Origin of the sequence: Sphingomonas sp. J315 (genome assembly GCF_024666595.1) — a bacterium.
Lineage (GTDB): Bacteria > Pseudomonadota > Alphaproteobacteria > Sphingomonadales > Sphingomonadaceae > Sphingomonas.
This window is the reverse complement of sequence record NZ_CP088296.1, coordinates 1,085,597-1,111,090: the sequence shown is the minus strand read 5'-3', so window position 1 is coordinate 1,111,090 and position 25,494 is coordinate 1,085,597. Positions and strand designations below refer to the sequence as shown.

19 protein-coding genes, 1 tRNA gene and 2 pseudogenes are annotated in these 25,494 nt (G+C 65.9%); 16 read left to right on the top strand and 6 right to left on the bottom strand.

Features of this window, described 5'->3' with window-relative positions; genetic code table 11:
- Positions 1 to 83 precede the first annotated feature (83 nt).
- The 3 genes from LRS08_RS05815 (at position 84) to LRS08_RS05805 (ending at position 5,098) form a co-directional block, all read left to right on the top strand.
- Positions 84 to 311 carry a hypothetical protein gene (locus LRS08_RS05815; RefSeq protein WP_257844540.1) on the top strand — a complete coding sequence of 76 codons (228 nt, stop codon included), beginning with the start codon at positions 84 to 86 and terminating at the stop codon, positions 309 to 311.
- Positions 308 to 2,293, top strand: a complete 1,986-nt coding sequence (locus tag LRS08_RS05810; RefSeq protein WP_260481435.1) for a hypothetical protein — start codon at positions 308 to 310, stop codon at positions 2,291 to 2,293. The genes LRS08_RS05815 and LRS08_RS05810 overlap by 4 nt, the downstream gene beginning before the upstream one ends.
- A 255-nt stretch (positions 2,294 to 2,548) precedes the next feature.
- Positions 2,549 to 5,098: an autotransporter domain-containing protein gene (locus tag LRS08_RS05805; RefSeq protein WP_260481434.1), complete on the top strand. Its 2,550-nt coding sequence runs from the start codon at positions 2,549 to 2,551 to the stop codon at positions 5,096 to 5,098.
- Between the two features lie 188 nt (positions 5,099 to 5,286).
- Here the strand turns inward: LRS08_RS05805 and LRS08_RS05800 are convergent.
- A tRNA-Glu gene (locus tag LRS08_RS05800) sits at positions 5,287 to 5,361 on the bottom strand.
- A gap of 245 nt (positions 5,362 to 5,606) precedes the next feature.
- Here LRS08_RS05800 and LRS08_RS05795 point away from each other — a divergent pair.
- Positions 5,607 to 6,913 (top strand): annotated as a pseudogene (locus tag LRS08_RS05795) (UDP-glucose dehydrogenase family protein).
- 29 nt (positions 6,914 to 6,942) lie between these two features.
- Here LRS08_RS05795 and recJ read toward each other — a convergent pair.
- The 3 genes from recJ to LRS08_RS05780 form a co-directional block, all read right to left on the bottom strand.
- Positions 6,943 to 8,697 carry a single-stranded-DNA-specific exonuclease RecJ gene (recJ, locus tag LRS08_RS05790; RefSeq protein ID WP_257844543.1) on the bottom strand — a complete coding sequence of 585 codons (1,755 nt, stop codon included), beginning with the start codon at positions 8,695 to 8,697 and terminating at the stop codon, positions 6,943 to 6,945.
- Between the two features lie 159 nt (positions 8,698 to 8,856).
- Complete coding sequence (locus LRS08_RS05785) at positions 8,857 to 10,149, bottom strand: MFS transporter (protein ID WP_257844544.1); 1,293 nt, start codon at positions 10,147 to 10,149, stop codon at positions 8,857 to 8,859.
- Between the two features lie 99 nt (positions 10,150 to 10,248).
- On the bottom strand, positions 10,249 to 11,697 hold the full coding sequence (locus tag LRS08_RS05780; protein WP_257844545.1) for a S41 family peptidase: 1,449 nt from the start codon (positions 11,695 to 11,697) through the stop codon (positions 10,249 to 10,251).
- A gap of 235 nt (positions 11,698 to 11,932) precedes the next feature.
- Here LRS08_RS05780 and rpsU point away from each other — a divergent pair, with 235 nt between their 5' ends.
- Together rpsU and LRS08_RS05770 are read left to right on the top strand one after the other, a co-directional pair.
- On the top strand, positions 11,933 to 12,139 hold the full coding sequence (gene rpsU, locus LRS08_RS05775; RefSeq protein WP_010162663.1) for a 30S ribosomal protein S21: 207 nt from the start codon (positions 11,933 to 11,935) through the stop codon (positions 12,137 to 12,139).
- A 96-nt stretch (positions 12,140 to 12,235) separates the two neighbouring features.
- Positions 12,236 to 12,853, top strand: a complete 618-nt coding sequence (locus LRS08_RS05770; protein ID WP_257844546.1) for an FKBP-type peptidyl-prolyl cis-trans isomerase — start codon at positions 12,236 to 12,238, stop codon at positions 12,851 to 12,853.
- 12 nt (positions 12,854 to 12,865) lie between these two features.
- On the opposite strand, the gene glpD is transcribed toward LRS08_RS05770, so the two are convergent.
- Both glpD and LRS08_RS05760 read right to left on the bottom strand, forming a co-directional pair.
- On the bottom strand, positions 12,866 to 14,401 hold the full coding sequence (gene glpD, locus LRS08_RS05765) for a glycerol-3-phosphate dehydrogenase (protein ID WP_257844547.1): 1,536 nt from the start codon (positions 14,399 to 14,401) through the stop codon (positions 12,866 to 12,868).
- A 23-nt stretch (positions 14,402 to 14,424) separates the two neighbouring features.
- On the bottom strand, positions 14,425 to 16,518 hold the full coding sequence (locus tag LRS08_RS05760) for an acyltransferase family protein (RefSeq protein WP_257844548.1): 2,094 nt from the start codon (positions 16,516 to 16,518) through the stop codon (positions 14,425 to 14,427).
- A 260-nt stretch (positions 16,519 to 16,778) separates the two neighbouring features.
- On the opposite strand from LRS08_RS05760, the gene LRS08_RS05755 reads away from it, so the two are divergent.
- The 10 genes and pseudogenes from LRS08_RS05755 to LRS08_RS05710 all read left to right on the top strand — a co-directional run bounded on the left by LRS08_RS05755 (position 16,779) and on the right by LRS08_RS05710 (position 25,481).
- On the top strand, positions 16,779 to 17,327 hold the full coding sequence (locus tag LRS08_RS05755) for a M48 family metallopeptidase (protein ID WP_260481432.1): 549 nt from the start codon (positions 16,779 to 16,781) through the stop codon (positions 17,325 to 17,327).
- Positions 17,284 to 17,994, top strand: coding sequence for a hypothetical protein (locus tag LRS08_RS05750; protein WP_260481431.1), 711 nt, complete (start codon positions 17,284 to 17,286; stop codon positions 17,992 to 17,994). The genes LRS08_RS05755 and LRS08_RS05750 overlap by 44 nt, the downstream gene beginning before the upstream one ends.
- Before the next feature lie 43 nt (positions 17,995 to 18,037).
- A complete protein-coding gene (locus LRS08_RS05745) occupies positions 18,038 to 19,465 on the top strand; it encodes an O-antigen ligase (RefSeq protein ID WP_257844550.1) in 1,428 nt (475 codons plus the stop codon).
- A gap of 132 nt (positions 19,466 to 19,597) precedes the next feature.
- On the top strand, positions 19,598 to 20,227 hold the full coding sequence (locus LRS08_RS05740) for a polysaccharide biosynthesis/export family protein (protein WP_260481430.1): 630 nt from the start codon (positions 19,598 to 19,600) through the stop codon (positions 20,225 to 20,227).
- Positions 20,228 to 20,255: 28 nt separating this feature from the next.
- Complete coding sequence (locus LRS08_RS05735) at positions 20,256 to 22,478, top strand: GumC family protein (RefSeq protein ID WP_257844552.1); 2,223 nt, start codon at positions 20,256 to 20,258, stop codon at positions 22,476 to 22,478.
- An 81-nt stretch (positions 22,479 to 22,559) separates the two neighbouring features.
- Positions 22,560 to 23,216: pseudogene (locus LRS08_RS05730) on the top strand (Gfo/Idh/MocA family protein); the annotation flags it as partial.
- A 100-nt stretch (positions 23,217 to 23,316) separates the two neighbouring features.
- Entirely contained in the window at positions 23,317 to 23,619 is a 303-nt protein-coding gene (locus tag LRS08_RS05725; protein ID WP_312026665.1) for a Gfo/Idh/MocA family oxidoreductase, read from the top strand.
- 22 nt (positions 23,620 to 23,641) lie between these two features.
- Positions 23,642 to 24,040, top strand: a complete 399-nt coding sequence (locus LRS08_RS05720; RefSeq protein WP_257844554.1) for a hypothetical protein — start codon at positions 23,642 to 23,644, stop codon at positions 24,038 to 24,040.
- Between the two features lie 19 nt (positions 24,041 to 24,059).
- Positions 24,060 to 24,350: a hypothetical protein gene (locus tag LRS08_RS05715; protein ID WP_257844555.1), complete on the top strand. Its 291-nt coding sequence runs from the start codon at positions 24,060 to 24,062 to the stop codon at positions 24,348 to 24,350.
- Positions 24,351 to 24,380: 30 nt separating this feature from the next.
- Positions 24,381 to 25,481: a DegT/DnrJ/EryC1/StrS aminotransferase family protein gene (locus LRS08_RS05710; protein ID WP_260481428.1), complete on the top strand. Its 1,101-nt coding sequence runs from the start codon at positions 24,381 to 24,383 to the stop codon at positions 25,479 to 25,481.
- Positions 25,482 to 25,494 lie beyond the last annotated feature (13 nt).

The window sequence follows — 25,494 nt, the reverse complement described above, 5'->3', positions numbered from 1 at the left end:
GTGCAGGGGGCGACGGTTCCGACACGTCCAGCGCTTTCTCGACTGCAGCGGGGCCGGGTGGCACCGGCGGCGGCGGCGCGGCAGTGGACGTTGTGCTTTCGGGTACGATCACGACCCTCGGCAACGACGCGACCGGCGGCCGCGTCGCCAGTCAGGGCGGCCGCGGGGGTGCCGGGGGCACCGGCAGCGCGGTGTTCGGCGAAGGTCGTGGCGGTGACGGTGGCCGGGGCGGCGACGGCGGCAGCGCGACGGCGGCGATCAATGGCACGATCGTCACTGCAGGAACCGCGCGACGGGGCTGGCGGTCATGAGCATCGGCGGCGATGGCGGCAATGCGGGCGCTGGTGCCGGCGCTGCTGCGACTGGCGGCACCGGGGGTGCTGGCGGTGTCGGAGGCGCGATCGAAATAGTGATCGGCACCGGGGGACGCATCACTACAGCGGGGATCGAGGCGCATGCAGTCGCGGCGCTCAGTCGCGGCGCTCGCGGTGGCGTTGGTGGCAACGCCAGCGGCTTTTTCGGCGATGCTGCGGGCGGCGGTGCCGGGGGCGACGGCGGCGCGATCGACATTGAAAGCCTTGGCACCCTCGTCACCAGCGGAAGGGACGCGATGGGGATTTCGGCGCTGAGCGTCGGCGGCTCCGGCGGCTATGGTGGAAGCAGCGGCGGCGTGATCGCTATCGGGGGCAGTGGCGGGGGCGGCAGCGACGGCGGGCGGATCGACGTCGTTCATGGCGGCACCATCACCACCGGTGGCGATGGCGGCCACGGCATCTTCGCGTCAAGCATCGGGGGAGATGGTGGTCTGGCGGCCGGAGCGGCGGGACTGGTCGCGTTCGGCGCGCGTGGCGGTGGCGATGGCACGCTCGCCTGTCTGTTGCAGCCAGCGGGATGCAACAATGGCGGCACCGTCACGGTCATCAATCGCGGGGCGATCCGCACCGGCGGCGATCTCGCGCTCGGCATCCTCGCCCAGAGCATCGGCGGCGGCGGCGGCGCGGGAAGTTCGCAGGCCGGCTGGCTGACGATCGGGGGATTTGGCGGCGAAGGCGGCGACGGGCGTGCGGTGACGATCACCAACGAGTCGACCGGTACGATTGTCACGACCGGCGATCAGGCGCCGGCGATGCTTGCGCAGAGCGTCGGCGGCGGTGGCGGTTTCGCAGGCAATGCCGACAGTATCGCGGTTGGGGTGACTGCCGCGATCGGCGGCGACGGCGGCAATGGCGGCAATGGCGGCCGGGTAGAGATCGTCAACCATGCCGCATTGGCGACCAAAGGTTATGACTCGCCGATCATCCAGGCGCAGAGCATTGGCGGCGGCGGCGGCAATGGCGGCGACGCCACGACCGAGGGACTTGCCCTGTTCACGGTCGCGGTCGGCGGATCGGGATCGGCGGGTGGGGATGGCGGACTGGTAACCGTGCGCAATCGTGGCGCACTCGCCGGCGATCTCGACCGGTCTAGCGGCATTGTGGCGCAGAGCATCGGTCGCGGCGGCGGCACCGGCGGCTCGGGCTATACCGCGACTGTGTTTCCGGTGGTCGATATCGGCATTGCCGTCGGCGGTCGCGGCGATGGCGGCGGCAGCGGCGGGCGCGTCGAGGTCGAAAATTGGGGCGCGATCTCGGTCGCCGGCGACGACAGCCGCGGCATTTTTGCACAAAGCATCGGCGGCGGCGGCGGTATGGGCGGATCGGCCGTCGCCTATACGCTCAGTGGTGGTCCCAAAATATCCTTCTCCGCCTCGGTCGCCGTTGGCGGTGCGGGCGGTAGCGGCGGCAATGGGTCGCTGGTGACGGTCGGCAACCATGGCCGGATCAACGCCTATGGCGATGCGGGTCACGGCATTCAGGCACAAAGCGTGGGCGGAGGCGGTGGCGTGGGCGGCGATGCCTCGGCGTCGGCGACAGCGATCACGGTGACCGGCAGCAGCATCGCGCTGACCGTGGCCGTCGGGGGTAGCGGCGGTGCCGGTGGCCATGGCGGATCGGTTGACGTGACCAACACGGCGGCGGTCACCACGCTGGGCGCGCGCGCGCATGCGATCTTCGCCCAGAGTGTGGGTGGCGGCGGCGGCGAAGGGGGCTGGGCGACGCATCGGCGACCCAGCTCAATGCGCGCGCCGGGATGCTGGCCAAGTTCGCGCTCAAGACCGGTGCCAGAGTCTTCAAGACCGCCACGCCCACCTTCGCCAAGGGGCGGGCAATCCAGATCGCGGTCGGCGTCGGCGGCGCGGGCGGTGCGGCCGGGAATGGCGGCACCGTGGAAGTGGTCAACAGCGGTGCGCTGATGACCGATCTCTATGGTTCGCACGGCATTCTCGCGCAGAGTGTAGGCGGTGGCGGCGGATCGGGGGGCCTCGGCTTTTCGGATGCGACCGGAATTCCGCTGACCGCCGCGTTCGGCGCTTCGGTCGGGGTCGGCGGTGAGGGCGGCGCGTCGGGCAACGGCGGCGCGGTCACGGTGATCAACACCGGCAGCATCGTCACCTATGGTGGCAACGCGTTCGCGATCATGGCGCAAAGCGTCGGTGGGGGCGGCGGCTTTGCCGATACGGGGAGCGGACCTGACTGGCGGTCAGGGCGGCGACGGCTCGGGGGTCGGCGGCTTCGGTTCGATCAACCTCAGCATCGGCGGCACGGGCGGTGCCAATGGCGACGGCAATGCGGTGATGGTCGATCATGCAGGCACCCTCGTCACGCACGGCAAGACCGCGCATGCGATCTTCGCACAGAGCGTGGGCGGCGGCGGCGGCTTTGGCGGCGATGCCAGCAACAACATCATGGGCAAGATCAGCGTCGCGGGCGACGGCACGGGCGAGGGCGATGGAGGCGCGGTCCTGGTTGCCTTTAACGGCACGATCATGACCTCGGGCGCAGGCGCCTATGGCGTGCTTGCGCAAAGCGTGGGCGGAGGCGGCGGCATCGGCGGCGATGTCACCACGCTGCCGCTCAGCGTGCTCGGCCAGCAACTGGTGCCCGCAGTGTGGGCGGGCTTCGTCCAGGTCGACGGGATGAACGGCAAGGGTGGCAATGGCGGTGACGTGATCGTCGACGGCATGGGCGCGATCGTCACGACTGGCGCCGGCGCGCACGGCATATTTGCCCAGAGCGTTGGCGGCGGGGGCGGCATCCACGGCTCGATTCTGCTCGCCGATTTCACGGGCGTGCCGCCCGGCGAGAACCCGCAAATCTCCGGCGTTGCCGATCTGATCTTTGGCAGCGTCGGCAACTTCGGGACTGCCGGCATCGTCGATGTAACGCACAGCGGCGGGATCAGCGCGACCGGCAACAATGCCAGCGCGATCTGGGCGCAGAGCGTCGCAGGCATGCCCGACGCTGGAAAGCGCCAGGCTGGCGGCGATGTTTCGGTCAGGGTCGCCGGTGGCGACTATCGCGGTGGCGGCGGAGACGGGGCAGGGATCCGGGTCGCCAATGGCAATCTCAACACGATCACCATCGGCCCGGGTGCCAGCGTTTCGGCCCAGAGCGGCGTTGCGATCCGCGTGACCGACGATGCCGGCTTTGCGCGGACGACGATCTCAAACGCTGGTACTGTCATCGGCAATGTGCTGGCAGGCGAGGGCGTGCGCAGCGATTTCGCCAATCTGATGGGCGGGCTTTTTCTCCCCGGCAGCCACGTGACGCTCAGGGGCGGCACGCTCTCCAATGCCGGGACGATTGCGCCGGGTGGCTATGGCCTGATCCAGACCACCACGCTCACCGGCGGATATACGCAGACAACGGGCGGCGCGCTCGATCTGGATATCCGGATCGGCGGGGCATCGGACCGAATCGCCGCGACGGGGGCGGTGGCGATATCGGGCCAGGTTCGCCCGACGGTCGACGCCTTTGCCGGTGCCTGGGCACCCGTGACGATCCTCACTGGATCAAGCGCAAGCGTCGCCGGCGTGTCGGTCCGCGATACGCTGGCAGTCGACTGGTCGGCGAGCGCCATAGGACAGAATGTGGTTCTCGACGCGCGATTCGATTTCGGGTTGCGCGGCACCAACCCGGCCGGGCTCAACGCCGATGAACAGGCATTGGGCGGGCACCTTGACGCCGCCGCGATCACCAATGGCGCAGGTCTCAGCATGCTGCTGACGCCGCTCGCCAACATGACCGTGCCAGCCGACTACAAGGCCGCCCTCGAGACCCTGACGCCCGAGCCTTATGCTGCCCAGCGCTGGCTGGGTGTGCGCGCAACCGCACAGTTCGCCGACGCGGTGCTGAGTTGTCGTGACAGCTCCAATGACACGCCGCTGCGCGAGGCGAGTTGCGCCTGGATCCTCGGCAACGACCGCAACTTTGCCGCGGACGCAACGCCCGCCACCGTCGGCTTTCGCGAAGACGCGCAGAGCGTGAGTGGGGGCGTCCAGTTCAAGCTGGGTGACAATTGGGTGCTCGGCGCAGCGGGCGGGTACGAGACCGGGGACTTCGTTCAGCCCAACCGGGCCACTGGCGCGATTGAGCGGACACTGCTCGCGGGAACGGCAAAATACATGACCGGCCGCTTTGTCGGCTCCTTCACCGTCGCCGCAGCGCTGGGTCAGGCGACCACTGCCAGGATCGTGTCGGCGACAGTTCCCGCCATCTCTTCGAGCTCGGGCAAGTTCGATACCTATACTCTCCGGGCCAGGGTCGCCTATGGCCTCTCGTTCGGCAGCGTGACGATCGCGCCACGCGCCGACTTCGACCTGAGCTTGGTCCGCAATGGCCCGATTACTGAGGCAGGTTCCGGGGCGCTGTCGCTGGTCCTGCCGAGACAATCGGAATCGCTCTTCGCCTTCACCCCGGCAATAGAGGCGGGTATGACGCTCGACATCGGCAAGGCGCGCATTCGTCCCCTCATTTCGGTCGGTGCCACCCTCTTCGAAAAGGCCCAACTGAGCATTTCCGCCGCGCTTGCGGGCGCTCCCGGCGGAATCGCTCCATTCGCCGCATCCGCAGAGTTAAATGGCCCGCTCTATAATTTTAGCGGAGGCGTGGAGGTGACGGGGATGTTGGGTGCGATCCTGCGTCTCGAATATACCGGACGCTTCGCTGAGGGCGTGGAGGAACAGAGCGCGTCGGCAAAGCTGGGATGGCGCTTTTGACGGCGCCGACCCACGCCCGCTCTGGCGGCTCCACCGTCCGCTGGAATACCGTCTGACGAATAGTGAGGTGATGAGTGCTCGGCATGTCGCCAGAGAGCGCGCCGGTTCACGTCACCGGGGCTAAATCGAGCTGCTGTCGGGGTATGCGCCAAATTGGCGGAAAGCCTGAAATCCGCAAAGCCTGCGGATGGTGACCCCTACGGGAATCGAACCCGTGTTTCAGCCGTGAAAGGGCCGCGTCCTAACCGCTAGACGAAGGGGCCGTGAGGCGAGGGCGTCCGTTAGGCGCAGTGCTTTGCCGGGTCAAGAGGGTAAGCGACGGGTTTCAAGTTTATCGCTGGAGCCGTGTCTGGTCGGCGCGTCGCGGCCGCAGACTCGACGTCAACCTCGCCTGATCTGGCGAAATTCCGGTAGACGGACCCGCAAAACGGCCATAGCGCGATGGCGGCAATTGTGCCCTGTCGCGCTGTTCGTGCGCGGATTGAAAATCGTTTCGGAGGTTTGTTCGATGCGCATCGCGATGATCGGCACGGGGTATGTTGGCTTGGTGTCGGGCGCCTGCTTTTCCGACTTCGGTCATGATGTCGTCTGCGTCGACAAGGACGCGCGCAAGATCGGGCTGCTGCATCAGAATGTGATGCCGATCTATGAGCCGGGGCTGGCCGAACTGGTCGCGTCGAACGTCAAGGGCGGGCGGCTGTCCTTCACCACCGATATCGCGGAGGGCGTCAAGGGCGCGGACGCGGTGTTCATTGCGGTCGGCACGCCGAGCCGGCGCGGCGATGGCCATGCCGACCTGTCCTATGTCTATGCAGCGGCCGAGGAGATCGCCGCCGCCGCCGATGGCCCGACCGTGATCGTCACAAAGTCGACCGTGCCGGTCGGTACCGGCGACGAGATCGAGCGGATCGTCGCGCGCATCGCCCCCGACAAGGGGATCCGCGTCGTATCCAACCCGGAATTTCTGCGCGAAGGCGCCGCGATCGAGGACTTCAAGCGTCCCGATCGCGTCGTGGTCGGCAGCGAAGACGAGAGCGCCAGCGATGTGATGCGCGGCATTTATCGTCCGCTTTCGCTCAACCAGTCGGCACCTGTCATGTTCACCGGCCGCCGCACCGCCGAGTTGATCAAATACGCCGCCAACGCCTTTCTGGCGGTCAAGATCACCTTCATCAACGAAATCGCGGACCTGTGCGAACAGGTCGGCGCGGACGTGCAGGAGGTGTCGCGCGGCATCGGCATGGACAATCGCATCGGGCGCAAGTTCCTGAATGCCGGTCCGGGCTATGGCGGGTCGTGCTTCCCCAAGGACACGCTGGCGCTGCTCAAGACCGCCGACGATAACGAGACGCCGCTGCGGATCGTCGAGGCGACGGTCCAGGTCAACGATCATCGCAAGCGGGCGATGGGCCGCAAGGTGATCAAGGCAATGGGGGCGACGTGCGCGGCAAGACGGTCGCGATCCTTGGCCTGACCTTCAAGCCGAATACCGACGATATGCGCGATGCGCCGTCGATCGCGGTGATCCAGACGTTGCAGGACGCGGGGGCCACGATCCGCGCCTATGACCCTGAGGGCGTCGAACAGGCCCGGCCGCTGCTCAAGGATGTCGAGTTCACCGACGGCCCCTATGCGGCGGCGCAGGGTGCCGATGCGCTGGTCATCGTGACCGAATGGGACGAGTTCCGGGCGCTCGACCTCAAGCGGATGAAGAGCGAGCTAAGCCAGCCGCTGTTGGTCGACCTGCGCAACATCTATCCAGCCAAGGAAGCGGAGGCTGCGGGCTTTACGCTCGTTGGCGTCGGCAAGGGCTGAGGCGCGGGCGAAGCTGATGGCTTCGCGCTTCACTCCGCCCAGGCTGCATCGTCGAGATGGATTTCGGCGGCCGGACGCGGACCCCAGTCGTCGATCTTCGCGCGGCCCGCGATCCAAAGCCTGCGATCGCGCGGTGCGCCGAGCAGGGCGAGGCCGAGCGGGGTGTCGGCGGCGCGGAAGGCCATCGCCTTGATGCTGCGTCCGTCATCTCCCGCGACGATCGCACGGACATGGCCGTTGCCGACCACGTCGCACTTGATCAGGCGCACCGGCCCGGCGACGACGCGCGGCGCGGGCCAGCCCATGCCATAGGGGCCGCCCGCCTCCATCGCGGTGACGAGGTCGGGATTGACCCCGCCCGGTGCCAGCACTGCATCGAGCAATAGCGCGCGATCGCCCGATGCCCGCTCGACCGCATCGGCGAGCTTGGCGTTGAGGAAGGCGACGAATGCCGGAATCTGGTCCTCGGCAACGGTGACGCCCGCCGCCATCGCATGGCCGCCGCCAGCGATCAGCAGCCCGGCCTCCTTGGCCGCGATGATCGCCGCGCCGAGATCGACGCCCGAAATCGAGCGGCCGGAGCCCTTGCCGATCCCGTCCTCGCCGATCGCGATGACGATTGCCGGGCGACCATGCTTTTCCTTGAGCCGGCCGGCGACGATGCCGATCACCCCGGGGTGCCAGCCGCGTGCGGCGACGACCGCGACCGCACCTTCGGGCTCCATCGCTTCGGCGGATTGCTGGACCTCAGCCTCGATCGCGCGGCGTTCCTCGTTGAGGCGGTTCAGCTCTTCGGCGATGGTGCGCGCTTCGTCGGCATCCTCGGTGGTCAGCAGGCGCACGCCCAGGTCCGACTTGCCGACGCGTCCGCCGGCGTTGATGCGCGGGCCGAGCGCGAAGCCGAGATCGGTGCAGGTCGGCGCGCGGGTCAGGCGGCTCGCCTCGATCAGCGCGTTCATGCCGATATTGCGGCGCTGGCCCATCACCTTGAGCCCCTGCGCGACGAAGGCGCGGTTGAGGCCCTTCAGCTGCGCGACATCGGCGACGGTGCCGAGCGCGACCAGGTCGAGCAGGTCGAGCAGGCGCGGCTCGGCCCGGTTAGCGAAGAAGCCGCGCCCGCGCAGCACGCGGACCAAAGCCGCGCCGAGCAGCCAGGCGACGCCGACCGCGGCGAGATGGCCGTGCGCTGCCCCCTCATCCTCGTCGAGCCGGTTGGGGTTGACCAGCGCCAGTGCGACCGGGAGTTCGGAGGCGCATTTATGGTGGTCGACGACGATCACCTCCGCGCCGACCGCCTTGGCCTCGGCCAGCGCGTCATAGGCCATCGCACCGCAATCGACGGTCACGATCAGGTCGGCGCCGTCGCGCTTCAGTTGCACCAGCGCCTCGCCCGAAGGGCCATAGCCCTCCATCAGCCGGTCGGGGATATAGGCTTTGGGATCGAGGCCGAGATCGCGGAGCAGGCGGATCAGCAGCGCGGCGGAGGTCGCGCCGTCGACGTCGTAATCGCCGAACACCGTGACCTGCTCGCCGCGCTGCACCGCATCGGCGACGCGTTCGGCGGCGCGGTCCATGTCGCGGAAGATCGATGGGTCGGGCATGAAGGCGCGGATGCTGGGGTTGCGATGCGCCTCCAGCTCCTCGCGCGGGCAGCCGCGCGTCAGCAGCAGCTGGGTGACCAGATCGTCGGGCGCGAAGCTGGGGTCGCGCGCATCCGCCGCCAACCCCCGCCAGCGCCATGCTTGGCCGAGGATCGAACGATGGACGTTGAGCACGGGAGTCATCGGGGGGCTTTAGCGTTGTTTGAGAGATAGGGGAATCGCTCGTCCCTTTTCCATCGTCATCCTGAACTTGTTTCAGGATCCACAGCGCCACCAGCGGCTCAGTCGCGTGGGGAATGGTGGATGCTGAAACAAGTTCAGCATGACGGAAGAGGGGCGGGGTCAGTCCTCCAATATCTTCGAATGCACCCGCGTGTCGCGCATCATCAGATAGGTGACCAGCGATACGCCGATCATCGCGGTGACATACCAGTAGAAGCCGCGCTCCATCCCCTGATCCTTGAACCACAGGGCGACATAGGGCGCGGTGCCGCCGAAGATCGCATTGGCGAGCGCATAGGGCAGGGCCACCCCGAGCGTGCGGATATGCGCGGGGAACAGCTCCGCCTTTACCACCGCGTTGATCGACGTGTAGCCGGTGACGATCACCAGCGCGCCCGACATGATCAGGAAGGCGGTGAGCGGAGTCTGGACGGTTTCGATCGTGGTGAAGATCGGCCAAGTGAAGAGGACGCCGAGCACGCCGAAGCCGACCATCAGCGGCTTGCGCCCGATCCGGTCGGAAAGGGCGCCCGCCAGCGGCTGGATACACATGAACACGAACAAAGCGGCGGCGCTGATCTGGGTCGAGACCTGCTTGGTAAAGGCGCCGGTGCCGCTGAGGAAGGTGAGCAGGTAGACCGAATAGGCATAGAAGGCGAGCGTACCGCCGGCGGTCAGCAGCATCACCAGCGCCGCCTCGCGCGGGTGGCGCAGGAACAGGCCGCCGAAGCTGGACCTGTCCTCCGCCGCCGTGCTGCGATTGGCGAAGCTTTCGGTCTCGGGGAGATTGCGGCGGAGCCAGAACACGCCGACCGCGAGCACCCCGCCGATGAAGAATGGGATGCGCCAGCCCCATTCGGCCAGCGCGCTCTCCGCCATCGACCATTGCAGCAGCAACAGCACCGCGAGCGCGACCAGGTGGCCAGAGATCAAGGTCACATATTGAAAGCTGGAATAGAAACCGCGCCGCTCGCGCCCCGCCATTTCCGACAGATAGGTCGCGCTCGCGCCATATTCGCCGCCGACCGACAGTCCCTGCATCAGCCGCGCGACGACCAGCGATACGGTTGCCCACGCGCCGATACTGTCATAGCCGGGGGTCACCGCGATCAGCATCGATCCGCCGCACATCAGCGTCACCGACAGCGTCAGCCCCGCCTTGCGCCCGCGCCGGTCGCCGTAAATGCCCATCAGCCACGCGCCGATCGGCCGCATGAAAAAGCCGACCGCAAAGATCGCCCAGACGTTGAGCGCCTGTGCCAGTGGATCGCCCTTGGGAAAGAAATGCGGGGCGAGGAAGCTGCTGAACGCGGCATAGGCGTACCAGTCATACCATTCGACCAGATTGCCCGCCGACCCGCCAAAGATCGACTTGAACCGCTGGCGCGTGTCGATCGCATTGTTCGGCTTCATGCGCAGTTCCTCCCCAGGCTCACAATGGTGAACCCAATTTGCGCGTAGCAGACAAGAGCGGATCGGTTCGCGGGCGACGGAAACGCCCCCGCGCGAGGGTCAGAAGGATCCGGGCAACTCGCGCTGGGCCGTGTTCGGGCGCTCCGGGCTGAGCAGGTCGAAGCGGATCGACTGAACCGGCGTACGGTCAATCGACATCGTCGCGACCGCTCCGATCGGGGTACATGCCCGTCCGCCGAGGAAGTCGAGTGCAGCCTTTACCGAAGCTTCCTGGGGATCGCCCAGCGGTCGGGTGATGTCGTCGCCCGCCTGGCAGGTCGCGCCCATGAACCCGGCGAGGCCGGTATAATATGCACCCTGGCGCGCGCTGTTTTCGGTGGCGAAGGCGACCACGCGCAGCCGGTCGTCGCACGCGCTGCGGTCGATTGCGATCTGGCCGACAGGCTTGCCATATGTGTTGGTTCCGACCAGCGCTGCGCGGTTGCCCAGATAGGGGATGAAGGTGTTCATCACCAGCTCGCTCGCCGACGCGCTACCACTCGTGCCGATAAAGGCGATCCGTGTGGGTGCGATCGATTCGGGCTGCGGGCTGAAGAAGGCGGTTTCATTGTTCGAAGCCTTCGACGCGCGAAATGTCGTGTAGTTCGCGACCTGGGTGGTCGTCTTGTCGCGCGCCAGCAGATTATTGATCAGCGTGGCGATCGAGACGAGGCCGCCGCCATTGTAGCGCAGGTCGATGATTACTTCGGTGATCCCCTGCGACCTGAAATTGGCAAAGGCGGCGCGCAGGGGCGATTCGGCGGTGTTGATGAAGGTACGCAGGTTGATGTACCCGACCTTCTTGCCGCCATCGTCGATGACCTTGGCACCATAGCGCGCCGAAACCGGGGTCAGCGTATAGTCTGCCTTGGTGATCGTAACCGTCTGCGGCGTCGCGGAACCACGTGTGAAGAATCGGAACGTTCGCGTCATCGGATCGAGCGCCGCGTTGAGTCCGGCTGTGCCCTCGCTCGCGAGGATGTCGCTGACATTGCGTAAAGACCCCGTATCCGCACCGATTGCGGTGATTTCAGTCCCCCGGTCGATGCCGCCCGCAAACGCTGGCGCGCCCTCGAACGCTTCGGCGATGAACAGCCGCCGTGCCGTCGAATCGAGGATCAGGCGAAAGCCGAAACCGGCGTTGGAGCCGGAATTGTAATAGGCATTCTCCTCGGCGATCGACGTTATGTAGGTGAAATACCGGTCCTTGTTCTGGGATCGCGCGGTGGCCGTCAGCGCGTCGATATAGCCCTGCACCGTGGTATAGGGCGTCGCGCTGAGACTCGCGGGCAATGTCTCGGGGAAGAGGTACCATTCGTTGAGCTGCTGCGCCGCCCAGGACTGGCGTGAACTCAGCGAGCATGTACCGGACGGCGTCGGGGTGGGCGCGGAACCCGTTCCGCCTCCGCCCGTGCTGATCGACCCACTGCCGCCGCCGCATGCGGACAACAGGGCCAGGGTTGCGGCGGTCGCCGTAAGGCGTTGCGAACGAAAGTGAAACAGGCGCATGACGGCTCCAGATTATCGTAAGCGCCTAGCTGCGTCATGCGATAAATGCGCTATAGGAAGGCTGCCCCGGTCAGGCGACTGCCGAGAATCCATCGGTGTCGCTAAAAGGCGTCGAATGCGACGCTTTGCCTTGTCTTTTCATTAGCCCTTTGCTAGGGGCGCGTCCCAACGCCCGGGGCAGGAGCTTCGGCGACCCCTGTTCTATTGAATAAGATTCTGGAGTTGAGACGGACTTATGCAAATCATCGTTCGCGACAATAATGTCGACCAGGCGCTGCGGGCGCTCAAGAAGAAGCTGCAGCGTGAGGGCGTCTATCGCGAGATGAAGCTGCGCCGTCATTACGAGAAGCCCAGCGAAAAGCGCGCGCGTGAGCGTGCCGCAGCTGTGCGCCGTGCGCGCAAGCTGGAGCGCAAGCGCATGGAGCGCGACGGCGCCCGTTAAGGCCCGATCTGCTGTCGGCGCGCGATGCGTGCCGACAGTGCGACTTTTGTGACCTTTCGCCGCGCCGCGGGCCGGCCGCTTCAGGATAGCTGACTCATGTCGTCCGTCACCGCCGTGCCGATTCCGCCGACCAGGCGCAGCTATCTCGTCTGGCTCTGGCTGGGGATCGTCGTGGCGATTGCGGGCGCGGTGGCGCTTGCCTGGGTCGGAACGGACAAGGTCGTCGCCGAGCGCGCCGACAATGCGACCTTCCTTGCCCGCAATGCATCGCAGGCGGGGGTGACGCAGACCGCGTCGGGCCTGCAGATCCAGACGATCACCGAGGGCACCGGCGCCAGCCCGACCGACAGCGACGTCGCGCTGGTCAACTACAAGGGCAGCCTGCGCAACGGCGAGGAATTCGACGCCAGCCAGCAGCCGACCCCGCTCCCCGTCGCTGGCATGATCCCGGGCTTCACCGAAGCGCTCAAGCTGATGAAAAAGGGCGGAAAGTACCGCATCTGGATCAAACCGGAGCTGGGCTATGGCAGCGAAACCAAGGCCGATCCGCGCACCGGGCGTGAGATCATCCCGGCCGATTCACTGCTGATCTTCGAGGTCGAGCTGCTCGAATTCCTGCCGATGAGCGTCTATCAGCAGATGATGCAGCAGCAGATGGGCGGTGCAACTGGCGGCGCTCCGCCCGCTCCGGACGGCGAGTCCAGGGGCCGCTGATCGAAGGCTTTTCTAGGGGGCCGAGAGGCTGGGCTGCGCAGGCGCGACGTCGTGCGGCCTTACCCGGGCCGCGACCCATTCGCTGACTGCTTCGACCTCCGAGCCGGTCAGATGCAGGCCGAGCTTGGATCGGCGCCACAGGATGTCCTCCGCAGTCAATGCCCATTCGTTGGCAACCAGGTGGTTCAGCTCGGCCTCGGTCAGGCCCGCGCCGAATGCGGCACCAAGGTCGGTGAGCGTTCGTGCGTTACCGACGATGTCGAACGCAATGGTGCCATAGCTTTCGGCAAGGCGTCGAACGGTGAAGGGGTCGAGAAATGGCGCTGTCTCGCCTAGCGCGCGCATCAGTCCGTCCAGCCCTTCGGAGCCGAGGTCGCCGCCGGGAAGGATGGCGGTGCCGGTCCAGGCCGGGCCGAGGTCCGGCAGTGCCGTCGACAGCTTGTCCATGGCATGCTCCGCCAGCGCGCGATGGGTCGTGATCTTGCCACCGAACACGGAGAGGATCGGCGCGCCCGCCTCGGTATCGAGCGCGAGGACATAGTCGCGGCTCACCTCGGACGGGCTGGCGGCATTGTTGTCATAGAGCGGGCGCACCCCCGAATAAGCAGAGACCACGTCCGTCGGCCCGATTTGAGCGTTGAACCAGCGGTTCACCGAGCTGCACAGATAGTCGATCTCGCCGGCGTCGATCGCGACCTTGCCGATCGGTCCGTCCACTGGGATGTCCGTCGTGCCGACCAAGGTGAAGCGGCTCTCGTATGGAATAACGAAGACGATCCGCCGATCGGTGTTCTGCAGCATATAAGCATGATCGCCGTCGAACAGGCGCGGCGTCACGATATGACTTCCCTTGACCAGCCGGAGTCGGCCGGATGGAGCGAGGCCCGCCTGCTCGGTCAGGAAACGCTGGGCCCAGGCGCCCGTCGCGTTGACGAGTGAGCGCGCGGTGACCGTCTCCGTGTCGCCGTCCTTGCGCTCCAGCGCGACCTGCCAGTAACCGTCGATGCGGCGTGCCTGTCGCAGTCGGGTGCGCGCCCGGATTCGGGCGCCGTGCGCCGCTGCATCGAGCGCGCAGCTGAGGGTGAGGCGGCTATCGTCTCCCCAGCAATCGGAATAGAGATAGCCACGCGCGGCGTCCGCCTTCAGCGGCGTGCCATAGGGGGTGTCGCGAAACGGGATCGCCCGCGAGCGGGGAAGGCTCGAGCGTCCACCGAGCCTGTCGTAGAGGAAGAGGCCGATCCGCATCATCCAGCCCGGCCGCATCGCGCGGTCGTGCGGCAGCGCAAAGCGCAGCGGGCGGATCAGGTGGGGCGCCGCGCCCATCAGCCGCTCGCGCTCCGCCAGTGCCTCCGCCACCAGCCTGAACTGATAATGTTCGAGATAGCGAAGCCCGCCATGAATCAGCTTAGTGCTGGCCGACGAGGTGTGCGCCGCAAGGTCGTCCTGTTCGACCAGCAGCACCCGCGCCCCGCGCCCGGCCGCATCGCGCGCGATCGCAACGCCGTTGATGCCGCCACCGGCAACGACCAAATCATAGTCAGGCTGCATTGTTCCCCCGTGTCGGCCTTGGATCAGTTCCGACATACTTGATCGCGCCCCGCGCTGCGCACACCGCGCTCTTGCTGTCTGTCCGCGCACTTGGCAACCGAATCCCCGATGGCGGAGTCCAGCGCCGGTGCAGCCGCCGACAGTGCTGCCCGCGCGCCCGTCGCGCTCAGGTGGTCATCGTCGAAATAAAGCGGGACGCCATCGAGGACGAGAGCGCAGCGACCCGATTGGGGATCGCACAGACCCTTGGCGGGATCGACCCTGAACAGCCGCGGGTGATCAGGCAGCGAATCGAGCGCCCGTCGAGCCGCTCTCGAACGGTTCTCGACCCAAGCGGTCGAGACCGACAGCCGCTGGGGATCGCCGACGCCATACCGATGGGCCTTGGCCATCCATCGTGGCACATCCCATCCCGCCTCTGGAACGGGATAGACGATCACCACCCGCTTTCCCCGTTTGATCAGCCAGCGCACTGTATCGCGGATCGACGCGGCCAGTGCCTCCAGATCGGCGTCGGAAGCGGGAGGGAGCGGTGTGCCCGTCTCCATCCCACCCTCACCGTTGTCGGGATAACTGCGCTCGAAATAGAGCGTCCAGCGCGCGGCTAGGACGACCGTGCGGATCGACGCTTCGTCCGCGATTCGCGCGAACGCAGATCGAAGCATCGTGGGGCAGGGTGTCTGATCGGGCTGGAACGGCCGAAATGCCCGGATCGGCGGGCAACTGGAGTTGGCGAGAAGGAGCGTGCCTGCACCGTTGCGCCGCGCCGCATCGACGATCGCCGGGGCGATCGCGGCGGCGTGGGAGTCGCCGATGATCGCTACATTTGGGCCGTCTGCGGCCGCGGGTTCGGTCCGGCAAGCCTGTTCCACACTCCGCGCCGGAGGCAAGCCGACGTAGCAGGCACTCTGTGCGACACGGGCCTGCTGCGCCGTGGCGCCGAGCCGCAGCGCCGTCGCGCCGAGACGCGCGGGAACGCCATTTGCGAGGACGAACCATCCGCTCAGCGCGACGCAGGCGGCCCAGAACAGGCCGCATCCAATCACGAAGCTCCTGGTTCCCACGCGCCCCGGTCGACGCAGCGGCTGTTCGACGATCCGCCACGTCAGCGCACCGAGGGCGATTGCGAGCAGAAGCAGCGCGCATGTCGCCAATGGTCCTAGCGCATTCATGGGAAGCACGCGACCGAATGCAAGAACCGGCTGGTGCCAGAGGAAGGTGCTGTAGGACACAAGCCCGAGCGCGACCAGGGGTGGGGAAGCCAGCAGCCTCCCGACTCCGCTGACGGGGTTCGCATAGCGCAGTACGAGTAGCGTCCCGATCACGGTGGGCAGCGTGGCCACCCCGGGGAACGGCGTGTCCGCATCGAGCAGGAAATAGGGGGCCAGCAGCATCGCCACTCCAATGCTGGCCAAGGGCAGTTTATGAAGTCGAGTCTCGACCGCGCCCTTTGCCGATGGCGCCATCGCGAGCAGCGATCCGGCGAGGAACTCCGACGCCCGGGTCGGGAGCAGATAATAGGCTGCTGCGGGCATGCGGGTGGACAGAAGTTCGGCGAGCGCGAAAGAGACGAGCGCGGCGGCGAGCAAAAGCGGGGTAGCATAGCGCCGAAAACGCGGGAGGAGCAGGAGCAGCAGCGCGGGGGGCAGGACCAGGTAGAACTGCTCCTCCAGAGACAGGCTCCACAGGTGCATTAGCGGGTTGAGTTCCGCCGCATCGTCGAAATAGCCCTGACCCTCCCGCCAGAAATGGACATTGGCGAGGAATAGGAGCGCGGCAACCCCGCTCCGGCCGAGCGACTCGAGCTGCTCTGCGGTGGGTAGCAGCAGGCCGGCCAGAGCGGTTGCCAAAATCACAGTGAAGAGTGCCGGAAAGATGCGGCGGGCGCGGCGCAGAAGGAAGTCCCGAAACCGAAACCGGCCTGACATCATATCTCGAAGGATGATGCCCGTGATGAGATAACCGGAGATGACGAGAAAGACATCGACCCCGGTGAACCCGCCCTCCGCGCCGGCGAGCTTGCCGTGGAACAGCATCACGCCCAGGACGGCGAGCGCGCGCAGCCCGTCGATCTCGGGCCGATAGGCAAGTCCTTCCTCCTGTGACCCGAAGCTCAACCCGTCCCCCCGCAATGTCGGATTTCAACCCGCGCCCGAATCGCGATGCCGCGATCGCCCCGCTCGCAGCCACGGCCTTACGTCACCCGGCACCTTGCAACCAGATCGCTTCGTGGCATAGAGGGTCACAGCGAACGGCAGCCGGTTTCGGTGTGCGGTCAGTGATTTGAACCGACGTGAAGGGGCGTGTGGCATGGCTGTCGATACCGATTGCGTCCGACGTCCGAGCCGCTGACGCCGCGATGCAATTTCGTACCCGTTTGATCGTCGCGATCGTCGGCCTGTTGCTCACGGTATTCGTGGCGCGGGTAACGGTGACCGACTTCCTGCGCGAGCGCTCGCCAGAAGCCGCTCTAAAGGTCTCTCCTTATGACGCGCAGTCGCGCGCGACGGTCGCGGCCATGGCGATGACGACTCGACTGGACGCGAAGCAGCGGATGAAGGCGCGCGACGATGCGCGCGAAGCCTTCTTACGCAGCCCCGTCAATGTCGCCGCCCTGCGCGTGCTTGGGTTCGAGCGCGAGCTTGCCGGCGATCCCGCGGGGGCGCTTCGGATCATGCGGCAGGCCGAACGGATATCGCGCCGCGACATCCTGACCCAGTTGTGGCTGCTCGAATATAACAGCCGCACCGGCAATCTGCGCGGCACGCTCCATCACTACAACCTCGCCATGCGGTCTAGCAGGACGACGCGCACCCTGCTTTTCCCGATTCTGGTCTCGGCCGCAGCCGATCCGGAAGTGCGCGTGGCGATTCTGCGAGTTGATGGTGACGAAGCCCGAATATTGGTGGCGCGACTATCTGATTGAACTCATTTCGGACGGCGATCCAATGGCCGCAGTCGAAATCGCCGATGGCCTGCTCGACGTGCGCAAGCAGGAGGATCGGCCGATGGTCGAGCTGTTCCTCAACCGACTGAATGGCGAGGCGTTCCGGACAAAGTCGGAAGCGCCGATCGACCTTGGTTGGCGGGTCTATAGTTCGGCATATCACCAGGCCGGCTTGAAGCCTTCGATCCTGCGGGACGGCGGGTTCGAGCGCGAAAGCCGTTTGCCGGTCTTCGAATGGGCGCTGGTCGGCGACATCGATCTCGGCAGCGCGGTCGTCGCCCGCCCGGACGACAAGGGCGGACGCGCGCTCGCGCTCACCGCCTATGGCGGCCGGTCGGGCGAGGTGGCTCGCCAGATCCTGAAGATGGGCGGCGGCCGGTATCGGCTGTCGCTCGAATCGGGAGGGTTCGGCGCGACCGCGCCCGATGTCGAGGTGCGGATCGTATGCAACAAGGTCGAGCCGGGCCGCGATCGGGTGGTCGTTCGCGTGCCGCGCGGGGAAGCCACCGTGCGCTCGGCGCCGGCGGCCTTCGCCGTACCCGCCGGTTGCGACTGGGCGTGGCTGATCGTCAATGCTTCCTCGCGTGCACCATCGCAGGAATCGATGCCGTGGATCGACTCGATCAACGTGGAGCGCGTGAAATGAGGGGGGCGGTCGCGCCGAGCGCCGATGGACAGGAGCGGCGCGCATGGAGCCGGTGACGATGCTGCGCAGCTGGCCCCAGCACTTGCGCTTCTCCCTGTTGATCGCGCTGATTGGGCTGGCAGCCGTTATGGGCGGATCGTCGCGCGGAGATGCGTTCGGCGCACCGGTCGTTCAACCCCTTGCGATACTGTTCGCGACGATCGGCCTGCTCGTGCCCGGCCCGGTGCGCTGGCGCGAGTTCCGCGCGCCGATGCTGTTGCTGCTGGCGCTGGCCATGCTGATGATTACCCAGGTAATTCCGTTTCCCGCCGGGATCTGGACCGCCGTCCCGGGTCGCGAGCCGTTCGTGCGGATCATCGAGGCTGCGGGGCTGCCATTGGGTGCTCGCCCGATCAGCGTCGCGCCCGATCTAACCCTTTCTTCGCTTGCATGGCTTGCGGTGCCCGCTTCGGTTCTGGTGCTGTCGGCTTCGTTGCCCGGCGAACGAGTGATCGCGACGCTCCCCTACCTTCTGGGGATCGCGTTGCTTTCGGTCTTGGTCGGGCTGGCGCAGCTGCTCGGCGGGGACAAGAGCGCCTTTTATCTCTATCGCGTGGTCAGCGAGACTTCGGCGTCGGGGTTCTTCGCCAACCGCAACCATCAGGGTGCGTTCATGGTCTCTTTGATGCCGGTCGTGGCGCTACTCGCCGCGACTTGGGAGCGCGCTCCCAGCCGTCGCGCTCTTTATACGGTCGCGGCGGCAGGGATGCTGCTGCTGATCGCCAATATCGGGGTCATCGGTTCGCGTGCCGCGCTGTTGCTCGCGCCGCTGGGCCTGGCGGGCGCACTGCTTGTCTTTGCCTGTGGCCGTCCCGATGCCGGGAAAAAGCGGGTATGGAGCGGCCGACATCTCGCGATCGCATCGGTTGCAATTCTTGCGCTTGCGCTCGCGGCCTATCTGATTTCGGACACGGCGGCGGTCCGCAGGCTGTTCGGCGGCGACGCGGCGAATGTGCGCGCGATGGCCTATCCGCATCTGGTCGAGCTGCTCAAGCAGGTCTATCCGCTCGGAACCGGGTTCGGAACATTCGACCTGGTGTTCCGCGTGCACGAGCCGCTGGTCATGCTCCGCCCCACCTATCTCAACAACGCGCATAATGACCTGATCGAGCTCGTGATCACCGGCGGGCTGCCCGCAATCGCGATTCTGGCCGGGTTTCTGTCCTGGCTCGCGATTCGCGTGATGTACAGCGTACGGGGCGCAGCCGGAAGCCGCAGGCGCGCCGCCGCGCTGGCTGGACTTTCGATTGTCGCCATCCTGTTTGCTGCCAGCCTGGTCGATTATCCGTTACGCACGCCTGCCCTGGCGGCTCTGGCCGCCTTGGCTGTTGCGTTGGCGGTTCCCTGGGGAATTCCGAGCGTGCCGAAACGCGCCGCAAGGGTGGCGGGGCGCACTTTACCGCCGCCGGTAATTGAACTAGAGCGCTCGTGACGAGCTGGCCTCGATGCGAGACGGTTGTATTCTTAACTTTGTGAATTGGGGCCAGTTTTGATGCGTTTGGCTGTGAGCGCTCTGCTTCTACTCGGTGCCTGCTCGACCGGCCCGGGGCTAGTTGATACCGGGGTGGTTCGGGTCGTCGGCGCGAGCGATCTTCCCGCGCCGCGACGCGACGATCAGGCGGCCGGTCGGCGCGACTATATCATCGGCCCGTCCGATCAGCTTTCCATCGAGGTATTTGGACTTCCCGACTTGAGCCGAGACGAGGTGCGCGTCGATAGCGGCGGCTATGTCTCGATCCCGCTCGCTGGCGTGGTCGAAGCAGCGGGAAAGTCCCCGATCGAGCTGACGGCGGTCATTACCGAGCAGCTGCGCAAGGGGGGGGTCCGCGATCCGAAAGTAACCGTCAACATCAAGGAGATGTTGAGCCAGGTGGTCACCGTTGATGGGGAAGTGCGCCGGCCCGGTAACTACCCGCTGGTCGGTCGCGCGACGCTACTGCGTGCGGTCGCGCGCGCCGAGGGGACGAACGAGTTCGCCGACGCAAAGCGAGTCGTAATCTTCCGCACCGTGGGGCAGCAGCGCATGGCCGCGCTTTACGATCTCCGCGCGATTCGGATCGGCGCCTATCAGGATCCCGAAGTCTATCCCAACGATGTTATCGTCGTGGGCGAGTCGGCGAGCAGGCGCCTTCTGCCCGTGATCGTGCAGGGCGCTAGCGTGTTGCTGACCCCACTCGTATATCTCCTGCGCTGATCTGCGCCGTCTTGATCTGGATGTTTCGATGAATGATGCCGTGCTGAGCCGTCACCTTCCGAATGGGGGTGGGCACCTGATTTCGGACACGGCACCAGTGGCGGACCGGGGGCCTCCCTCGCGCCTGCCCTCTCTCGTCACCTATCTGCGGATCCTGAAGCGCTGGCGCTGGGTGATAATCGGCGCGATAGCGGCGAGCCTCATCGCAGGCCTCGTCACCACCCTATTGACCACTCCCAAATATACCGCATCGGCGACGGTCGAGATTCAGCGCGACAGCTTCCAGATCGTCAATGTCGAGGGTGTAGAGCCCAAGTCGCAGGCGGCCGACGCAGAATTCTATCAGACCCAATATGGTCTCCTAAAGTCCGAGTCGCTCGCGCAGCGCGTGGTGCTTAGCCTGCGGCTTCAGGACGATCCAGCATTTTTCGAGATGTTCGGCGCGCTAGAGACGGCGGACAAGATCCGTGCCGGTGGCGTCGGCGCGCGGTCGGCGCCGGCGCGCGCGGAGCGGGTCCGTACCGCAGGCGAGTTATTGCTCGGTATCGTGAATGTCGCGCCGGAGCGCGCTTCGCGCCTCGTCCGTATCGACGTGACGACTCCCAGCGCTATCTTCTCAGCCAAGATCGCCAACGCCTGGACACGCCAGTTCGTCGAGACGACGCTGGCGCGGCGGTTCGAGGCGACCTCCTACGCACGCAACTTCCTCGAGCAGCGGCTCGGACAGCTGCGTGAGCGGCTCGAGCAGTCTGAGCGCGAACTGGTGCGCTATGCGTCCGCGCAGAACATCGTGAATCTGCCCACGTCGACAAGCTCGATGAACGGGCCGCAGGGCGCGGTCACGGAACGTCCGCTCGTCGCCGAGACTCTCGCGGCGCTCAACCAGGAGCTGAACGAGGCGACTGGGGCGCGCGTCGCTGCCGAAGCGCGTCTGCGCAATTCCGCCGATGCAACTGCGGAGGCGTTGCAGAACCAAGGGATCACCGGCATGCGCCAGAAGCGGGCCGAGGCGGCCGCCGAGCGCGCCAAGCTGCTTTCGCAGTTCACCTCCGACTATCCGCAGGTGCAGGCTCTGACCGCACAGGTCAGCCAGCTCGACGCCGCGATTGCGCGCGAGGAGCAGCGCGTTCGCACGACGCTGCAGGATGTATACAAGGCGGCGCGTGCTCGCGAAGCCGATCTGGCATCGCGTGTGTCGGTGCTGCGCAGCGAGATGCTCGACCTGCGCAGCCGGACGATCCAATACAATATCTACCAGCGCGAGGTGGACACCAACCGCCAGCTCTACGACGGGCTGCTCCAACGCTACAAGGAGATCGGCGTCGCTGGCGGTGTCGGCGTCAACAATATTTCAGTCGTCGATCCGGCGCTGATCCCCGAGCGGCCGTCGAGCCCGAATCTGATTCGCAACCTGCTGCTTGCGCTCATCCTGGGCGGCATGGTTGGCGTCGCGGCCGCGTTCGCCCTAGACCAGATCGAGGATGTGATCTCCTCGCCCACGGATGTGGAGCGCCTGCTCCGCGTGCCGCTGCTTGGCACGATCCCGAAGGTCGATACCGACGATCCTCGCGGGGAGTTGAGTGATCCCAAGTCGTCGCTGGTCGAGGCCTATCTGTCGATGCAGACCAGCCTGGCCTTCACCACCGATCACGGCGTCCCGCGCTCGTTGATGATCACTAGCACGCGGCCTGCGGAAGGCAAGACCACCAGCAGCTACGCGCTGGCGCGGTCGCTTGGGCGCACGAGCAAACGCGTCCTGCTGATCGACGGGGATATGCGCTCCCCGTCGCTTCACCACATCTTCGGGACCGAGAACCGCCGCGGGCTCAGCAACTATCTCGCGGGGACCGGGCTGGACGAGGATCTTATCCAGCGCAACTTCGACGGCGTCGATTTCCTATCGACCGGCCCGCAGCCGCCGAACGCCGCCGAACTGTTGACCGGGCCCAGGCTCGGGCGCCTCATCGACGAGCTAGCCGCGCGCTACGATCACGTTATCATTGACGCGCCGCCGGTGATGGGTCTGGCCGACGCGCCGCTGATTGCCAGCCGCGTCGAAGGCACGGTGTTCGTCGTCCAGTCGCACGCGACGCGGACCGGCGCAGCTGACATCGCGATTGCCCGCCTGTCTGACGCGCGCGCTCATGTGCTGGGCGCACTACTGACCAAGTTCGAAGCGAAGCGCGCCGACTATGGCTATGGCTACGACTATGGCTATGGCTACGGTCGGCGATCGGATTCGAAGGTCTGACGCTGGTCAAGCGAATGTTTAGCTACAGCGACTTGCGGGTGAGAGACCCGCGTGTCCGTGGGGAAGTGTAGTGGGGGGAAAATGCTCAAGTTCTGCCTGGTCGGGTGCGGCCGGATCGCTAAGCGCCATAGCGAGTTGCTCGGCGAAAAGGTTATCAAGGGCGCCGAGCTCGCCGGCGTCTGCGATTTGGTTGCGGCGAAGGCTGAGAAGATCGGCGCACAATTCGACATTCCCGCGTTCACCGACATGCACGAGATGATGAAGACGGTCCGGCCGGATGTCGTCGTTGTGCTGACCGAAAGCGGCAACCATGCGCGCCACGTGATCGAGCTGGCGCCCTATGGCGCGCACATCGTCGTCGAAAAGCCTATGGCGCTCACTCTGTCCGATGCCGACGCGATGATCGAGGCGTGCGACAAGGCCGGCGTGAAGCTGTTCGTGGTCAAGCAGAACCGTTTCAACGTGCCCGTGGTGAAGCTGCGCGAAGCGCTTGAGGCGGGCCGTTTCGGTAAGCTGGTGATGGGCACGGTCCGCGTTCGTTGGTGCCGTCCGCAATCCTATTACGACCAGGATTCATGGCGCGGCACCTGGGCGCTGGATGGCGGCATCTTGACCAACCAGGCTAGCCACCATGTCGATCTGCTCGAATGGATGATGGGCGATGTCGTCAAGGTGTCCGCGATGAGTGCTACGCGCCTGGTCGAGATGGAGGCCGAGGATACCGCGGCGGTGATCCTCACCTTTGCAAGCGGCGCGCTCGGCGTCATCGAGGCGACCGGCGGCACCCGCCCCAAGGACCTCGAGGGGATCATTGTCGATCCTAGGCGAGGGCGGATCGGTGGTGATCGGCGGTTTCGCCGTCAACAAGCTGGAGACCTGGTCGTTCGTCGAGACTCAGCCGGGCGACGAGCAGGTCGTGCAGAATTACTCGGTCAACCCGCCGAGCGTCTATGGCTTCGGGCACCAAGCTTATTACGAGCATGTCGTCGATGTGATCGAGAATGGTGGGCCGCAACTGGTCGACGGGATGAAGGGCCGCCGCAGCCTCGAGCTGATCTCGGCGATCTATGAATCCATCGAGACCGGCCGTGAGGTGAACCTGCGCTTCAAGCCGAAGATGGCCCGGCTGGGCCGCGTCTGAAGCAAGCAGGCGGAGACAGAGGGTGCAGGACCGCAATCGCGCCGACCGGCGCATCGCCATCATCACCTATGATGCGCGTCACCTGAAGACCGAGCAACTCGCGATCGGCCTGGACCAGGCGGGCTATCGGAACCTTGTCTTTTACGCACTGCCCTTCGTCAGCCGGCCGTCGCGTGAGATTCTGTTCGCGCATCGGCCGGACATGCTGGGCGGCTCCGCCACCCCCGCGATGGCGGAGTATCTTGGGGCGGAGTTCGTCGCGGTGAGTGGGGCGCAGGATATTCCTGCAGACGGGGCCGACCTGTTCCTCATCGCTGGCGCGGGAATTCTGCCTGAAGCGTTCGTCCGCGCGACCCGTGGCCGGGTGCTGAACTGCCATCCGGGCATTATCCCGCTGGTGCGCGGGCTCGATTCTGTTTAAATGGGCGATCTTCGATCAGATGCCGATCGGAAACACGCTGCACCTGATCGACGAACAGGCGGATGCCGGCGATCTGATCGCCGTCGCGCCGACCCCATTGTTCAAGGACGACGATCTCGAGTCCTTCGCGCGTCGCCATTACGAGAGCGAAATCCTGATGATGCTCGCCTTCGATCATCTCATGGCAGCGCCCGAGCGACCCGTCATCGACGAAAACTTGGTGCGGCCGGCACGCATGCGCATGCCCGCCGAGAAGCAATCCACGCTTCGAAGTGCGTTCGAGGCGTATAAGGAACGGTTTGTGCGCTGATCTGCGCCGACGGAATTGATAGGAAGACACATGGTTAAGTTTCTCGATCTCACGGCTCAATATGAATCGATCAAGGGGGACATCGACGCCGCGATCGCACGGACGATCGAACGCACCAGCTTCATCGGCGGACCCGACCTGAAGCCCTTCGAGGATCCGTTTGCGGAGTTCCAGCAAGCCGCGCACTGCATCGCGGTGGGGAACGGCACCGACGCGATCGAGATTGCCCTTGAGGCATTGGACCTGCCGCCCGGGTCCGAAATTCTGGTTCCCGCTAACAGTTTTATCGCCAGCTCGGAGGCGGTCACCCGGTCCGGCCACCGCGTCGTGTTCTGCGAGCCCGATCCGGAAACGATGCTGATCGATGTGGCCGACGCAGCGAAGCGGATCACGCCGAAGACCAAGGCGATCATGTGCGTCCATCTCTATGGGCAGCCTTGCGACATGGACGGGATCAACTCGCTCGCCGACGCGCACGGCCTCAAGATCATCGAGGATTCGGCGCAGGCTCATGGCGCCGAGCATCGCGGCCGTCGCGTCGGTGCGATCGGCGACGTCGGCACGTTCAGCTTCTATCCTGGCAAGAACCTCGGGGCCTATGGCGATGGCGGGGCGATCGTGACCAGCGACGCCGATCTGGCGATGAAGTGTCGGATGATCGCCAATCATGGCCGTATCGACAAATACGACCACAAGTTCGAGGGCCGAAACAGCCGCCTTGACGGTATGCAGGCGGCGATTCTGCGCGCGAAGTTGCCACACCTCGACGGGTGGGTGGATCGCCGCAACGCGGTCGCCGCCGCCTATCACGCTGGCTTGGCGGGGATCGAGGGCCTTACCCTTCCGACCGTGTCCGCGAACGTTCGCCACGCCTACCACCTGTTCGTCGTTCGGACCGATCGCCGCGACGCGCTTGCCGCGCACCTCAAGACGGAGGGGATCGAAAGCGGCATCCACTATCCGATCGCGCTCAACGATCTGGAGGCCTATGCTTATCTGCGTTCGGCTGACGCGCCGGTGCGCGCGAGCGCGATCGCGCCCACGTTGCTCAGCCTGCCGATGGGCGAGCATCTGGAGGAGGCCGAGGTCGAGCGCGTCATCGCATCGGTCCGGGCATTCTTCGCGGGCTGACGGCCTGCGGGAA

Coding starts and splice junctions, on each gene's coding strand:
- rpsU (WP_010162663.1), top strand. CDS start 11,933: ATGCAAATCATCGTTCGCGACAATAATGTCGACCAGGCGCTGCGGGCG.
- LRS08_RS05710 (WP_260481428.1), top strand. CDS start 24,381: ATGGTTAAGTTTCTCGATCTCACGGCTCAATATGAATCGATCAAGGGG.
- recJ (WP_257844543.1), bottom strand. CDS start 8,697: ATGACTCCCGTGCTCAACGTCCATCGTTCGATCCTCGGCCAAGCATGG.
- LRS08_RS05745 (WP_257844550.1), top strand. CDS start 18,038: ATGGAGCCGGTGACGATGCTGCGCAGCTGGCCCCAGCACTTGCGCTTC.
- LRS08_RS05780 (WP_257844545.1), bottom strand. CDS start 11,697: ATGCGCCTGTTTCACTTTCGTTCGCAACGCCTTACGGCGACCGCCGCA.
- LRS08_RS05785 (WP_257844544.1), bottom strand. CDS start 10,149: ATGAAGCCGAACAATGCGATCGACACGCGCCAGCGGTTCAAGTCGATC.
- LRS08_RS05810 (WP_260481435.1), top strand. CDS start 308: ATGAGCATCGGCGGCGATGGCGGCAATGCGGGCGCTGGTGCCGGCGCT.
- LRS08_RS05770 (WP_257844546.1), top strand. CDS start 12,236: ATGTCGTCCGTCACCGCCGTGCCGATTCCGCCGACCAGGCGCAGCTAT.
- LRS08_RS05750 (WP_260481431.1), top strand. CDS start 17,284: ATGGTGACGAAGCCCGAATATTGGTGGCGCGACTATCTGATTGAACTC.
- glpD (WP_257844547.1), bottom strand. CDS start 14,401: ATGCAGCCTGACTATGATTTGGTCGTTGCCGGTGGCGGCATCAACGGC.
- LRS08_RS05715 (WP_257844555.1), top strand. CDS start 24,060: ATGCCGATCGGAAACACGCTGCACCTGATCGACGAACAGGCGGATGCC.
- LRS08_RS05735 (WP_257844552.1), top strand. CDS start 20,256: ATGAATGATGCCGTGCTGAGCCGTCACCTTCCGAATGGGGGTGGGCAC.